Source organism: candidate division TA06 bacterium (assembly GCA_016235665.1).
GTDB lineage: Bacteria > Edwardsbacteria > AC1 > AC1 > EtOH8 > UBA5202.
In genome coordinates this window covers 172,185-187,153 of the sequence record JACRJI010000014.1, presented here as the reverse complement: position 1 = coordinate 187,153, position 14,969 = coordinate 172,185, and the positions used below count along the sequence as shown (strand labels likewise).

13 protein-coding genes are annotated in these 14,969 nt (G+C 52.2%); all 13 read right to left on the bottom strand.

Going from position 1 to position 14,969, the window contains the following annotated elements; all coding sequences use genetic code 11:
* Positions 1-7: 7 nt before the first annotated feature.
* Positions 8-3,058, bottom strand: coding sequence for a hypothetical protein (locus HZA73_09755; protein MBI5806318.1), 3,051 nt, complete (start codon positions 3,056-3,058; stop codon positions 8-10).
* 2,379 nt (positions 3,059-5,437) lie between these two features.
* Positions 5,438-5,629: a PspC domain-containing protein gene (locus HZA73_09750; GenBank protein ID MBI5806317.1), complete on the bottom strand. Its 192-nt coding sequence runs from the start codon at positions 5,627-5,629 to the stop codon at positions 5,438-5,440.
* A 10-nt stretch (positions 5,630-5,639) separates the two neighbouring features.
* On the bottom strand, positions 5,640-6,899 hold the full coding sequence (locus tag HZA73_09745; GenBank protein MBI5806316.1) for a hypothetical protein: 1,260 nt from the start codon (positions 6,897-6,899) through the stop codon (positions 5,640-5,642).
* A gap of 31 nt (positions 6,900-6,930) precedes the next feature.
* Positions 6,931-7,518, bottom strand: coding sequence for a zf-HC2 domain-containing protein (locus tag HZA73_09740; protein ID MBI5806315.1), 588 nt, complete (start codon positions 7,516-7,518; stop codon positions 6,931-6,933).
* Positions 7,519-7,744: 226 nt separating this feature from the next.
* On the bottom strand, positions 7,745-8,305 hold the full coding sequence (locus HZA73_09735) for a sigma-70 family RNA polymerase sigma factor (protein MBI5806314.1): 561 nt from the start codon (positions 8,303-8,305) through the stop codon (positions 7,745-7,747).
* Positions 8,306-8,679: 374 nt separating this feature from the next.
* Positions 8,680-8,835, bottom strand: a complete 156-nt coding sequence (locus tag HZA73_09730; GenBank protein MBI5806313.1) for a hypothetical protein — start codon at positions 8,833-8,835, stop codon at positions 8,680-8,682.
* 333 nt (positions 8,836-9,168) lie between these two features.
* Positions 9,169-9,873 (bottom strand): cell division ATP-binding protein FtsE, encoded by a 705-nt coding sequence (gene ftsE / locus HZA73_09725; protein ID MBI5806312.1) that lies wholly within the window; start codon positions 9,871-9,873, stop codon positions 9,169-9,171.
* Between the two features lie 4 nt (positions 9,874-9,877).
* The gene (gene pdxA / locus HZA73_09720; GenBank protein ID MBI5806311.1) at positions 9,878-10,852 is read right to left on the bottom strand and encodes a 4-hydroxythreonine-4-phosphate dehydrogenase PdxA; all 975 of its coding nucleotides are present in this window, start codon (positions 10,850-10,852) and stop codon (positions 9,878-9,880) included.
* A 308-nt stretch (positions 10,853-11,160) separates the two neighbouring features.
* The gene (locus HZA73_09715) at positions 11,161-11,514 is read right to left on the bottom strand and encodes a zinc ribbon domain-containing protein (GenBank protein ID MBI5806310.1); all 354 of its coding nucleotides are present in this window, start codon (positions 11,512-11,514) and stop codon (positions 11,161-11,163) included.
* Between the two features lie 3 nt (positions 11,515-11,517).
* Positions 11,518-12,531: a tetratricopeptide repeat protein gene (locus HZA73_09710; protein ID MBI5806309.1), complete on the bottom strand. Its 1,014-nt coding sequence runs from the start codon at positions 12,529-12,531 to the stop codon at positions 11,518-11,520.
* A gap of 6 nt (positions 12,532-12,537) precedes the next feature.
* The gene (locus HZA73_09705; GenBank protein MBI5806308.1) at positions 12,538-13,002 is read right to left on the bottom strand and encodes a tetratricopeptide repeat protein; all 465 of its coding nucleotides are present in this window, start codon (positions 13,000-13,002) and stop codon (positions 12,538-12,540) included.
* Positions 12,999-13,361: a sulfite exporter TauE/SafE family protein gene (locus tag HZA73_09700; GenBank protein MBI5806307.1), complete on the bottom strand. Its 363-nt coding sequence runs from the start codon at positions 13,359-13,361 to the stop codon at positions 12,999-13,001. The genes HZA73_09705 and HZA73_09700 overlap by 4 nt, the downstream gene beginning before the upstream one ends.
* On the bottom strand, positions 13,358-14,911 hold the full coding sequence (locus HZA73_09695; GenBank protein ID MBI5806306.1) for an NAD(P)H-hydrate dehydratase: 1,554 nt from the start codon (positions 14,909-14,911) through the stop codon (positions 13,358-13,360). The genes HZA73_09700 and HZA73_09695 overlap by 4 nt, the downstream gene beginning before the upstream one ends.
* Between the last annotated feature and the right edge of the window lie 58 nt (positions 14,912-14,969).

The following is a 14,969-nucleotide window of genomic DNA, read 5'->3' as shown; positions in this document are numbered from 1 at the left end:
ACCTTTCTTAATCTAGTGGCATGCCTTTAGGTACCAGCGGTTTACATTTTTCCTTACATGTCTGGCTTAATGGACAATTGATACCTTGTATATTACTTTTAATATCTTCACCAGACCAACCTTTTCCACGTATTTCATCGGTTAGTTCTCTGAAAACACCCCAGTATAAGCTTGTATAGGGTCCTGCCCATTTAGCTGCTTCACAAGATCCGAGACAATGAAAATATGCATCAGCTCCTTTCCAATTCATTTTAATCATTTGCTGATAATAGTAATACATAATACCACCGCCAATGCCATACCTTAAAGTAGGTGGCCAAATTAACATCCATCCACCATATGAACCTTCTAATCCCTTCGGATCAATGTAATTTACCGGATTGTTCCCGGTATAACCATACCAATTTAATCCCCCTTGGTCCCCTATCGGATCCTCCTGCATGAACCTGCCATATTCCGGGTAATACTCCCTGGCCCTTAGGTTCACCGCATCCATCAGCGTCCAGTCGTACTCCTGGCCCGTATAGCCATAATAGTCCCAATCACTGTCAAAGTACAGCCAATTGCCAAACTCATCAAACAATTGCGCAGTGGTAATTTCAGGTGTGCTATTACTTACGCCAATTATTGAACCCAACCCGTCTCTGTGGTAATAATACTTATTATCACTACCGTCAATGCGGGACAACAGCATTCCGTTGACATAAACATACTTGTACCTTAAGTAACCGCTGGCATCCTGCTCCACTACCGTGTTCATGCCGTCATACGCATACCGCTTTTCGGCGTCAGCATTGGTGCTCTTGGCTAATCTAACACCATCGCCATTGTAATACGTGGTCATATAGTATGGATTATAGCCGGGGCCACGGGCGTCTACCAGCCGGTTCTCATGATCATACGTGAAAATGATGTCCGTCACTAATCCTTCGTCGGTATCGTGCGCCTTACGGGTCCAGTTGCCGCTGCTGTCATAAGTAAAATAAATGTTATTTGCCTGGGCCATACGGTTGGTCAAGTTGTCAATGGTATAAGTAGTGGTTCCATTGACCATGCTCTGTTTCTCCAGCCTATTTCCCACAGCGTCGTAAACGTAGGTTACAGTATCACCGCTGTTGGTGCTGGGCGGGTATATGGCAGTAGTCAGCCGCCGCAATCCGTCGTAGCCATATTTAAAGGTATCGGATAATGTGGACACCTCCGGCCGGGTTTGGTAAATGTATTGCCATTCCCTGTCCCCCAGGCCGTTGTACCCGTAGCTGTGTTTGAACCAGGTCAAGGTATCGCCTAACGTGGTGGCTATGGAGTCAAGCTGTCCACGAACATTTAGCCCGTAAACCTCTTTGGCCCCGTTGGGGTATTGCACCTCCTTGGGCGTGCCGGTGTCCCAGTAACTAAGATCAAAAGTGTCGCCCGAGGCAATTGTCAGGCCCACCCTATTGGCCGCATCGTAATTGTCGTAGTTTTGATCCAGGTAGCAGACGGTGGTATCATTGCCCTGGTAAACATTCAGTTTCGTCCGGTTGCCAGCCATATCATACTGGTACCGGTTCTTGGTGTTCAGGTAGCCGCAGGAGTCGCTCCACAGCCGGTTCATATCGTCATAAGAATACATCGTAGTCCCGTTTTTGTCAACCATTTTTGTGCGGTTGCCAACCTGGTCGTAATCGTAGATCACGGAATCCGAAGGATAGGCAAAACCGTTTTGGTATTGGTCCAAGCTATCATAATAATACTTCTTAGCCAATCTGGAACGGCTGGAAGACATGCACCCGCAACCGCCGTTATAGCCATCGTACTGGTAATACGTCACCTGCCCTTTGCGGTCTAATTTGAACTTAAGATCGCCCCCGGCCCAATAACCCAGGCTGTCGTAGGTATCATCGGGGTAGGTGGTTTTCACTAACCGGTCCATGCAGTAGTTATAATATGTGGTCTGCCCCAAGGCGTTGGTTTGGGAGATCAACCTGTCGTGCAGGTTGTAAGTATACACGGTGGAATCGTAATCGTTCGGCGAGTTCTGAGGATCCTTGTATTCCTTAAGCTTGGTTAGATGATCGTGCGGGTCATACTCGTATATGGCCTTGTAAAGCAGAGTGTACGACTTTTGGGTTATCTTTTCCAGCAGATTGCCCCGCAGGTCATAGGTCATGGAATCAACTGAAGTATCAGGATATACAGTCTTAACCAACCGCTTGTTGACGTCATAAGTATAGAACGTCCGGCTGGGGTCGTTGGGATAATCCCGGTAGAACGTCATGGTGTCCATAGTCCCCTGGGTAAGATTGTAGCCGTATTGGGTGACGATGTCCTCGTTCCCTTCCCCGGCAGTCCCCATGTCTATTCTTTGTTCAATCAGGTATTGCCCGGTGTCGGAATCGGTGTAATGCATTATGGTCTTGTGACCCAGGAGATCCAGGGTTTCGGTCAGGTTGCCCTTACTATTATAGTGGTATCTTTGACTGACATCGTGGCTGCTGCCCTCGCCGTCGGCCAGTACCCTGTTTTTGTAAACCGTGGCCGTGTCCACGTAATTGTTGGAAGCATCGTAATAGTGGCAGGTCCTTTTGCCCGCCTCGTCAATGGTGGAATCCGGCAGGCGGTAGTTGCTGTCGCCCTTGGCCGAGAAGTAGGTGAGAACGGAGTCGCCGTTGGGGTATTTTATCTTGGTGGGGCTGGGCCAGTAGCGAGTGGTGGTATCGCCGGGGTTATGGTAGTGTGAATAATAATATTTAGTGCTGTCATTGTTGGAGCCTATAACCAAGCCGGGATTGTAATCTTTGTCATAAAGCGTATCTTTTGTAGTAACAGTAATCCCGGTAATGGGACTATAGGTCATATCCTTGTATTTGGTGCCGTCCTTGTTGAAAATCAGCGTTCGGATAAAATACTTTTCGTTATCGGTCCAGGCTGAAAGGCTATCCTTGGGTTTGAAAGAGGTATCCGCCGGATCATGGGCTCCGGTAAATGGTTGGTCTTCCCAATAGTATACCTTAGTGCTGTCGTAACCGGTCGTGCCAGTACCAAAATAATATTTGAAGTATGCCCTGTATGTCACTTCGTCATCCACATGGCCGGTGTCGTTGTCACCATGTACTACCTCCTGGTATGAAACGCGTCCCCTATAGGTTGAATCATACCAACAGATTGTACGATCACCTTTGTTACGATTGTTAGTATAAATAGTATCTGAATAATTATACCCTTTTTGATATACAGATATGTTACCGGCTCCCACATAATTTGGAACATACCCATCATAGTAATACCTGCTGATTACTTTCACAGAATCACTTGGACTATAATGCATCAATACTTGACTAATTGACCAACCAGTAATGGTACTGTCATATCTATACTCAATGAAATTCTGGGTCGAATCATAAAACACTCTTGCCAATCTATTGGCAATATTATACCGGAATTTCAGTCTATCATTCGTCATGTTTGTTATACTGTCCAGATATGTGCTATCTGCAGTATGCCAAAGCCTATAATAATTACCATTCTTTAATAAAAGGCTGTCCAAACTGCCATATATATTAAACCGGTAACGACTACCATCAGATATATTCAAGTTCCACCCGCCACCGGGTATGCTGTCTAAGTAGCCCATACCCTGCCGTTCGGATTTATAATTCGTGCTCCCGGCAACCCGAATGAATTTGCTCGCACCCTCTGTACCATTCATTAAAATTATTGTGTCATTACTTGTTGCCTTATAAATGTATTTATTCCAATTATGGTTCCAATTGGTTGCAGCAAAAGGTCTGTTCCAAGGTTTACCGGTATCGGTTATAGATATTATTCTGCGTCCATATTGCCGATTTAACATTAAATCATTTTTGCTGATATCAATCTCATTTATTTGTTTGTTACCATAATAGGCAGATACTGGATTTCCTACCATGTCACATTTTGGATGTTTTTTCCCTTTTATAAAGAACCTCGCAACAGAAACTATTTGTGTTGTAGCCCGCATTAAATACAGATATACAGATACGTCTTCGCCAGAATAGTCTGGATCAAGGGAAACAGTAAAAGCACAGTATGCTGTGCCATTGTTGGAGGCTACCATTGTTGAATCGGAAGCACCTTTCCTGAAATGTAATTTATTACCTAAATAATCCTGGACATAGGGCGTTTGCTCAACAAAAGAATATCTGCCGTCATATGTAGCTCCCAACCAATCTTGCAGATCGCTTTCATATGAATTAGCATAAGCAGTTGATCCACCTTGGTAAACATCACCAGGTGATAGAATTACATTCCCGCAACCTGTAACACTATATGTCCCCCAGCCAAAAGCTGTTAAAGGCAAGAGCAAATTTAATAAACCGACTAAGATCAGAATATATATATGTCTATTATTTAAATTGATATGATTGTTCATTTTGTAATTTACTCCTTTATATGATTTTGTTATTTAGTTCCCCATGTTAATATTTTCAACAATTCCATCTGCAGCACAACTGCCTTTTTGGTATGGGTGACCGTGTGATTAATGAGAGCAAGCGGTTTCAGAAGCACTGTGTCTTCGATACATCATATGTGCCTGTTCTGCATTATGCGGTTTCCTCTCTGTGACATTGACGATCATTTCTGTGGTATGCGGAAAGGTCCATGCGGCATTGACAAAAGCCTCTGTAACATGCGGGTTGTTCTCTGTGGCATTGATGATCTTCTCTGCGGGGCGCAGAACGGAGTGTGCGCCCCGCAGGATGTCAGTAATCAATATTTTCTCGTTTTCTAAGGTGTAAAAAATGAAATGTTAAACAAAAAGCCCCGCCCTGCTTCCTGATGCGAAGCAAGACGGGACCTTATACTTTAGGTCATTGTTTTCTGTCGGTAACGACTCAGATCTTTGGTCTGGTCTGGCAAAATGCATGCCAGAACATTGTATGTTTAATGTTTGGTTAAACATTTTTATATACAGAGTGTATATGACGAGTGAACAAATCTGTTTTTACATTTATTGAAAAGTATGATACTACCAAACCAGGATAAATGTCAAGTTATTTTAGGAATTATGTTTTGGGGGACCTATGTGTTATTCGGGTTAAATGACTATCCCATTCCTTCAGGAAGCCTAACCAAAAACCAACCGGAACGCAGATACACGCTGATTATTACCGATTTTCGCAGATATATTCAATAAATCCGTGTAAATCGTTCGGCTGAGGCGCCGGGTTGAGTTTATCGAAACCTTATCGAAGCCCGTGTCCAATAATTGATCCCATAAATTATTCCTGAGCGAATGGGATAATCATTTGGATTTAAAAACACAAAACCCCGGACCTGATATCTCAGGCTCCGGGGTTCCTGCTAATTGTCAATTGCTTGTCCGGCGAAGCTATGCATGTCTGCCAACATGTCCGCCGCAGCAGTTGCGTAGGAGGAAGCCTTGGCATAGGCAGAGCGTTGTAGGGCTAATAGTTCATTGTACCGTTGGTTCCTCTGGCACTATCAGCCAGGCGATGATGTAGATCAGTATCCCTCCGCCCAGCACCATCAGGACCGCCATTCCCAGCCGGACCAATGTGGGGTCCAGTTCAAAGTACTTGGCCAGTCCGGCGCAGACCCCTCCGGCCATTCTATTGTCCCGGGAACGGTAAAGTTTCTTGATCATGGCTTCCCCTTTACTGCGGCTTTGTTTCGGGGACTGCCGGCGGCAAAGCCGGGGTACGGTAGGTCTTGACCGTGCCGAACCGGGACAGCCAGACCCCGCCCAGTCCCAGGGAGATGCCTATCCAGCAGGCTATCCAGCTGATGATCACCAGGATCCAGCCCAGGATGTTGAAGGGGCTGCCGGCCACGTTGATCAGCATCCCGGCCACCATCACAGCCATCAGCAGCAGGAAACCGGTCATTGCGGTCAGCACGGTGCCCGGCTGGGGTTTGTTTGTGACCTGGAAGAACCTTTGGCCCAGGATCATCCCAAAGACGGCCAGGGAGACCAGCAGGGCCGCGGCGTAGGCCAGCGGCACCACGAAGATGCCGACTATGGTTATGATCAGCATTATCCAGACCGGCATGAAGGCCACTATCACCAGCAGGCCTATGCCGAAGGACTTCCAGGTGTCCTGCACGGTGGCGTTCTTCACAGCTTCAATATGATGGGGAAAGAGGGCCGTGATCAAAAGGATTATCAGGCTTAAGCCCAAAGCCACGAAGAACCAGACCCCGAAGACCAGGAACCTTGACTTTACTGGATGCTCGTGCACCACCCTGGCATGGCCGATCATACCCGGCAGCATGTTGTTGAGCATTCCCAGGTCCAGCTTCTGGATCTCGCCGCCGATCTGGGCGCTGTCGGATTTCTCCACCGTGCCGCCCATCACCGCCACGTCGCCGCCCACCGAGGACTTGGGCCCCAGCGTGACCGTGCCGCCAAAGCAGACCAGATCTTCACCCACGCTGCCGGTGATATTGGCCGAGCCGCCGAAGCAGGCCAGGCCGCCGCCCACCAGTCCGGCCACATCGGCCGAACCGCCGAAGCAGGCCACGTCGCCCTGCACCTCGCCGTTGACTATGATGGAGCCGCCCATGTCCGCGCAGTCGCCGGTCACCACCCCGTCCACCGTGATGCTTCCGCCCGTGGTGGCCAGGTCGTCATCAATGGTGTCGCCGGCCGCCACGTACACATCCCCGACCCGGGAGTCCTTGGCGTTGATCTCGATGTCCTTGTCGGCCATCTTCAGCTTGTAGGTCTGGCCGGCCTTGGGCGCCGGCTCGCTTAGGCCCTGCACCTTGACGGCCGTGTTCCTGTCCAGCAGCTTGGTCTTGATGACCATTGTATCCTTCTGGGCCAGCAGGGTGGCTGCGGCCATCATCAGCACCAGCGTCCCGATCGCCAGGACCAGGACCAGGCCGATCATGAACTTACGGTTTGTGTTCATTTTAATTCTCCTTGTGTTTATTTTTGTTTTTTTATGAATGGTTCCAGGATCTGCCCTGGGGCTGGTATCTCATCTTCATCATGGCCAGCATCACCACTCCGGCCGCAGCCAGGAATGTTAATAATATCTGCAGCGGCAGGTTTGAACCTTTGAACAGCCAGGCCGCCAGGGCCTGGAAATTGTTAACCATATCGGAGAGAACGAACCAGGTTTTAATCAGGCCAAACTGCAGGGCGGTGAGGATTTTCTGTGGGTTTTTCAGGTACAAATAGGTCTGGGCCAGGCCCAGCCTGCTGACGGCATAGATCCCTGCCAGCATTGCCCCTCCGGCCCACATCAGAGCCAGGCTGGCCAGTCCGGCGGCCCACTTGGACCAGGCCGGGAATAGCGATGGTTTGTATTCCAACCCCAGGGCCGAAAAGACCTTGGAATTGAACTCCGGCGAGGGAGAAAGCAGCGGTAAGCCGGCCACCGAGGAAACAGCCATAGCGTACAGCCGGTACTCCCTTTGGCAGGGCCGGCAGGTCCTTAAATGGTCTTTTACCGACTTAACTTCTTGCTTATCAAGCAGTTGGTCGATATAGTCCGGCAGCTTATGTTTAATTTCTGTGCAGTTCATTTTTTTATCCTCTGTGGTGAATACGCAATGGGCGGGCATTTTGTTTCGCTGGTTTGGCAGGTTATTAGAACTACTAGACATTGTTACTTTTACCACAGAAACACAAAATGGCGGAATTACTGAATATTTACTTTTATGGATTTTAGTTCCGTGTTTCGTATATTTCGGTGTTTCTGTGGTTAGCCTAGGTTGGGTCTTGTTTATTTCGTCGTATTTTAACTTCAAGCTACCCATAACCGGCCGCTTCCAGCTTGGTTTTTAGGATCTCCCGGGCCCGGAACAGGCGGACCTTGACCGTGCCCATGGGGATCTGAATGGCTTCGGATATCTCTTCATAAGAAAGCTCCTGCTGGTGGCGCATGATCAGTACCTCGCGGTAAGGAGCCGGGACCGTGTTTACCATTCTCGTTATCAGCTCCTTTTCCGAAAGCTGCTCCATCTTTTCCTCCAGGGAGGAACCGGTGTCTTCAAGGTCTATCGGATTCTCTTCGTCGTTGATGGTCAATGTCTCGCCCTTGTTGGCCCTTAAGAAATCTATGGAGGTGTTGTGGGCTATCTTGAAAAGCCAGGTCAGCAGGGGGTACTGGGCGTCAAACGAGGACAGATTGCGGTAGGCTTTAATGAAGGTATCCTGCAGGATGTCCTCGGCATCGGACGGGCTTTTGACCAAACGGACAATAAGGCTGAAGACCTGGCGCTTGTATTTGTTCATCAGGTCGTTAAAAGCCCTGGAATCTCCGTCCAGGCAGCGCTGGACCAGTATTATGTCCTGTTTGTCGGTGGGCATTGGCGATGCTTGGCTTTTCCCTGGTGTTTCTTGATGTTGCTGATTTACCGGAGCGGCTGGAAGACCTGAAATAACGTAAAAAGCCCTGCCAATTACGGGTTGGAGGGCTTTTTATTAGCGGCCTGTATATTGTTCAGTCATTTAGATGCTGACTATTGTCATCACTATCATGCTGACCAGAAAGGCCACCGGGATCAAGCCGTCCCACTCAAACTGGGGGTTGCTGGTTTTCATTGACGTTCTCCTTTTGATGGTTGGTTGTTTCCCTGTTCAAAGGAGAATACGCCGGAGGGGTTAAATTTGTTTCACAGAACGCAAAATATTTTTTAAACTTCCTTTACCGGCCGGTCTCCCGGCCGCCGGAAGCCTGTGTCTTAATGCTTTATAGCAAAGTAGATGACATAGAACCATCCGAAGATCCCGTGCAGTATGGCCCACAGGATCGAATGATTGATGGACCAGGACAGGATCATGGCCAGGGCCGACCCCATTCCTATCCCGTTGGAGGCGGCGGTGATTGTCTTGGACATATTTTCTCCTTAATTTTATTATTGTTCTTTTTCTTTTTTGTTCCGCCAACTAAGAAAAAGAACCAAAAAGAAAAAAGCTCGTCGCTTAAAACTCTCCGGGCCACGCTTACGCTAAAGCTTCAGCGGGCCCGCGCTGCGCTTCTCGTTGCTGGCGGGCTTGTCTGAACTCGGGCTTTGGCCAAGCCCTCAAACATGCAGACAAGCTTTTTCCGCCGTCAACTGCGATGCTCACTGATCGTTTTAACGCGACATACCGGGGCTGGTGCCTTTTGTTCCCCAGTTTTCCCGAGGTTATTGGATTATATTTATTACGAAAATTTGCAAAAATACGGGCTATTCGTTTTCAGTATGGCTGCCCCGGCGGTAATGGCTCTTGCCCGGCATGTCCCTGATGATGGCCCCGGCCTCCAGTTCTATCACCCGGTGGGGCATCTTCTTTACCAGCTCGTGCTCGTGGGTGGCCATCAGCACCGCCGTGCCCTTGGCGTTGATGTTCTTCAGGATCTGGATTATCTCCAGGGTTCCGGCCGGGTCCACGTTGCCGGTGGGCTCGTCGGCTAAAAGAATGAAGGGATCGTTGACCAGAGCCCTGGCTATGGCCGTCTTCTGCTGTTCGCCTCCCGAAAGCTGGTAGGGAAAGGAATGCCTTTTGTGTGACATCCCCACCTCGTTCAGGGCCGCCATGGATTTTTTGTGGATCAGCCTCTCGGCCGCCCCGGTCACCTCCAGGGCAAAGGCCACGTTCTCGTAGACGGTCTTTTCTGGCAGCAGCTTGAAGTCCTGAAAGATCACCCCCAGTTTGCGCCGCAGTTTGGGGATGTCCCGGGCCTTGATGCAGTCCGAGCCGAAACCCGCCACCTTCACCAGGCCCTCGTCCGGAAGGATCTCCATCATGATGGTCTTGAGGATGGTGCTTTTGCCCGAGCCCGAAGGTCCGATCAGAAACACGAACTCCCCCTTCTCCAATTCAAAGCTGATGTCCTTTAAAGCGGTCCAGCTGTTCTGAAAGGTCTTGGTAACGTGCACTAGTTCTATCATTTTCTCATTTCCCGTTTCGGCTGGTGAATGGTTGACCGGAAATGTTCTTTGCCCCCAGGGCGGACGCCAGCAGTATGGCATTTTTCATGGGGTTGTGATCGGCCTTATTCAGCCAGGCTATGTCCAGGGCTGTGCCGTGGTCCGGCGAGGTCCGGATGATGGGCAATCCCAGCGTGATGTTGATGGTGCCGCCCAGAACCTTCAGCGGCAGCAGGCCCTGGTCGTGGTACATGGCAATCAGAGCGTCCAGCTTTCCCCGGAGGATCAGGCCGAAGCCCGATTCCGAGGACAGGGGGCCGGTCACCGCGCAGCCGGTTTTTTGGAAATATCGTACCGCCGGCAGGATGATCTTTTTTTCCTCGGTGCCGAACAGCCCGTCCTCGCCGGCGTGGGGGTTCAGGCCCAGCACCCCGATCCTGGGATCTTTGACGCCCCACCAGTTCACCAGGGCCTTTTGGGTCAGCTCTATCTTTTCCCTGATCACCGCCGTGGTCAGGGTTTTGGGGACCTGGGCATAAGGCTGGTGAATGGTGGCCAAAGTGACCTTGATGTTCTCCGAAGCAAACATCATCCCGAAATCCTTCACCCCGCAGATCTCGGCCAGCAGTTCGGTGTGTCCCGGCTGCTGGTACCCGGCCTGGCGCAGGGCCAGCTTGGAGATGGGCGCGGTAACCAGAGCTTTAACCTGGTTGTCCAACGCCAGCAGGGCTCCGGCGATAATGGAACGGGCGGCGATGCCCCCGCTTTGGGCTGAGGTCTTGCCGGGGGTCAGGAAGAATTTCTGGCAATAGATGTCATGTATCTCCAGCCCGGTGATCCTGATGCCGTAGATCCTGGCCGCCTGCTCCCAGATATCCTGGGGACCGACCAGCACCGGACGGCAGTGCCGCAAGACCTCCCGGTCGACCGCGGCCTTAAGGGCGATCTCCGGGCCGATCCCGGCCGGGTCGCCGATGGTTATGGCTATGCATGGTTTCATTTGTCAGCTTTCAATTTTTGCCACAGAGACTCAGAGGCACAGAGTTATTAACCATTGAATAAAATATCATTTTAGAAGAATCGTCTTACGGGTTAGGCATTTGCCGCCGCTTTGCAGGCGGTAGACGTATACACCGTTGGAAACCCTTTGTCCATTGTCGTCCCTGCCATCCCACACCACCGACCCAACCCTTCCCTCCCCTCGAGGGGAGGGATTAGAGGGAGAGGTCTTCCAGCGTTTCCATCGTTGCCGGTCTTCCTTGTTTGGCTGCTCCATCGGTTCCCGCGTTGCCTTGCCTCTTTGCCGGACTACTCAAACGATTCTTCCGTGCCCGCGCTTTTATGCGCCTCCTCCTCAATCGTCTGGTCCACCATCTCGTCAAACCCTTCGCCGGCCTCGTCTCCCAGCTCATTCCCCATCTTCTTGGCCCATTTGGCCACGGAAGCCGGGTCGTTCTCGTCCACCCCGGAAAAGGTGGAAGGGTCGGCCAGCCGCTCCATCCTGGATTCCTCGGACCGGATGGTCCGGAACCGGGACATCAGCCGCTCCAGCCTTTCGCTTCCGCAGCCCGGACACTTGGGGGTTCCGTAAGTGGAGGGGCTGAGGATCAGCAGGCTGAAGTTCTTCTTGCAATCAAGGCACTGGTATTCGTATATCGGCATGTATCACTTTTCTTTTGTTTGGAAACTTTCCCATTTTTCCACGATCTCGGCAATGGCCCGGTTCTTGGTCAAGAACCCCTTCCGCTCCTGTTCATCCCCGATGTTCCGGGCCTTGCTTTGCACTTCGTCATAGGCCATTTTAAGGTATTCCGAAGACTCCTTGATTCTACCAATTTTCTCCAGTATCATGCTGTGGGTGTACCAGCTGTTCTCCTTTAAGACCTCGAACAATTCGTGATTCTTGATGATATCTATGGCCAGGCTGGAATATTCATATGCTTTGTCCAGTTCTCCGGTGTCATAGTAAATGTCGGCCAGATTGGAGTAAAGCGTGGCTAGCTGGCTGAGATTGCCGGAATCCCTGGTCAATTCTATGGCCTCGTTTCCTATGCTCTTGGCTCCGTCATTGTCTCCCAGATTGCCCAGGTATGATATTTTTTGCGAAAGGAAATACCCGTAATAACCCCGGCTGTTGATCTTCCTGGATATCTCTATGGCCTGATCAATGCACTCAATGGCTTGGGGATAGTTTCCCTTTATAGAATGCAGGGTGGCGATGTTGCCCAGCTTGCGCATTTGGCCGTCCTGGTTGCCTGTCTTCATGTCTATCTTCAAAGCCCTTTCAAAACTGGACATGGCCTCGTCATGCTTCCCCATCGAGCCCAGCATCACCGCCATGTTGTTCAGCTTGGCAGCCTGTCCGGTAAGGTTGCCCAAAGTTTCATCGATCCTGAGCCCCAGGTTGTAATGTTTCAGGGCCCCGGAATAATCTGCCCGGCGGAAGGTGATCGCTCCCAGATTATTGTGCAGGGAGCTCTGCTTGGCCAGGTCTCCGGTCCGCTGGCAGATCGCCAGCGATGCCAGATAGTTCTTCTGGGCTTGTTCCATCTCATCGGTGGCCAGCAGCACGTTGGCGGTGTTGGTCAGCACCACCGCCATGGAACGTTCGTCGCGGTTGTTTTCAAATATCTTCCTGGCCTGCTCCAGATGGGACAGGGCTTCCTGGGACCGGCCCATTTTCCACTATATCAGGCCGCTGTTGGCCAGGGAATTACCCAGGCTGATCTGGTCGCCTTTTGACCGGTAGAGGCCGGCCGCCTGAGCCTGGTATTCCAGGGCTTTCTCAAAGTTGGAAAGACTTTGGTGGGACTGCGACAATTGGACGTAGATATCGGGAAGTCTTGGATCATCTTCATCCTGCCGGCTCAACAGCAGGGCCTCCTGGGAAAGTTCCAACGCCTTGGCGTATTCTCCGGAATAGAAGTGGATCTTGGCATTGTAAAGCCGGTCCGTGACCGCGTAGCGGGGATGGCGCCGGGCCAGCCCGGACATATTTTCGGCTATCACCCGGCTCCGGGCCCGGTTTCCCGACAGGTCGCAGATATCCCACTGCCTCTGCCAGATGGCAAAGGGAATGCCCTGCTCCAGGCGGCCTCCGGCCCGGGCCTCCCTGACGTTGCCGATTATCCATCCATCCAGGTTGTTCATTTCACCAGTATCATCTTGACCGCGATGATCAGCAGAAAAAAACCGAACGAGCGCTGCAGCCAGACCCCGGGGATCTTTCCGGCCAGCACCGCCCCCAACAGGCCGCCGAAGAAGAACCCCCCGGCCATCAGCGCCGCCGCCTTGACATTGACATGCCCGGCCGAATAGTATTTCCAGGCCGCCAGCAGCCCGATGGGCAGGAGCAGGGTGGCAATTGAAGTTCCCTGCGCCTGCTGCTGGGAGAATTTGAAGATGTACACCAGGGCTGGGATCATCAAAATGGCCCCGCCTATGCCCAGCAGTCCGCTGAAAACCCCGGCCACCGCCCCCAACAAAGCGTATCCCAGCCAGATCATCATAAAACCTCCATCAGTTTTTTGTAGGCGGCGGGAAGTTCATCCAAAATATCCCCCGCCAGCAGGCAGTACTCGGTCTTGTTTTCCCTGGCCAGATCCCCGGCCAGCCCGTGCAGATAGACCCCCAGCTTGGCCGCATTTTCCGGGGACAGGCCCTGGGCCAGCAGCCCGGCTATCAGACCGGCCAGCACATCGCCCGACCCGGCTGTGGCCATCCCGCTGTTGCCGGTAGTGTTGATCCAGATGTTTCCCGAAGGCAAAGCAATCACGGTGGGGGCGCCTTTGAGCACCACGGTTTTGCTGAATTCAACCGCGAATTCCCTGGCCGCCCGCATGGGGTCGGTTTTTATCTCGGTGATGGTTCTTCCGGTCAGCCGGGCCATTTCCCCGTAATGGGGGGTCAGCACCAGCGGGGCCTGGGTCTTAAACACCTGGACATTGCCGGACAGGGCGGTCAAGGCATCGGCATCCAGCACGGCCGGTAGGTTCAGGTGCTTGACCACCGACTGCACCAGTTCCAATGTTTCCGGATGAGTGGAAAGCCCCGGGCCCATCACCAGCGAATCGGCCTTGGCCATCAGCGCCTTGATCCTGTCCAGCGCCGTCAGCGACAGGGTCCTGGTGCGGGTCTCCGGCAGCGGCTTGATGATGGCCTCGGTCAGCTTGGACTCCATCACATCGCCCAGGCTCTCCGGGATCCCCAGAAAGACCAGCCCGGCCCCGGAGCGCAGGGCGGAAAGCGAGACCAGGCGGGCCGCCCCGGTCATCCCCGCCGAACCGGCCAACGCCAGGACGGTGCCGCAGCTCCCCTTGTGGGCATCGGGAGCCCGGCGGGGAAGAAGCTGTCTTACGCTTTCGGGATCGATGGTGTTTATGTTTACTTTTTGCCCATCGATGGCCTTTGGGGGGAAACCGATGTCCGCGACCGCTATCTCCCCGGCCAAAGTTTTCCCCGGATAAAACAGCAGTCCCGTCTTGGGCAGCCCCATGGTTACGGTGGCTGCGGCCTTGACGGCCGGACCAAACGTTTGTCCCGTAAGCCCGTCCACACCGGAGGGAATGTCGGCGGCCAGCACCGGGACACCAGAGCTGTTGACGGCCTCGATGACCTGGCCTGCGAGCTTTTCCGGAGCTCCATGAAACCCGGTGCCGAAGACGGCGTCTATCACCAGTGATGCTTTTTTAAGGCCGGCCTTCAGCGCCGTCAGGCCCGCCCCGCCCTTGATCTCGTTGACCTTGATCTTGGCGGCCTTGAGTTTTTGGGCATTTGTTCTGGCGTCGCCTTTAAGCCGGGGCAATGAACCAAGCAGGAAGACCTGAACTTCGCAGCCCTGCTCCTTAAGCAGCCGGGCCGCGGCCAGTCCGTCGCCGCCGTTGTTGCCCGGCCCGCAGACGATGCAGACCGTTCCCGGAGAATTTTGGGCCGGCATCTCCAGCGCCTTGTCGGCCAGGGCCCGGGCGGCGCTCTCCATCAGGGTCAGGCCCGGCACCTTGTACTTCTTGATGGCCCGGGCGTCTATCTCCTGCATCTGCCGGGGTGTGACGACTAGCATATCGGTTCCTCCTTATTTCCTGCCCACTAAAAAGCACTAAAATAGTATAAATAATATT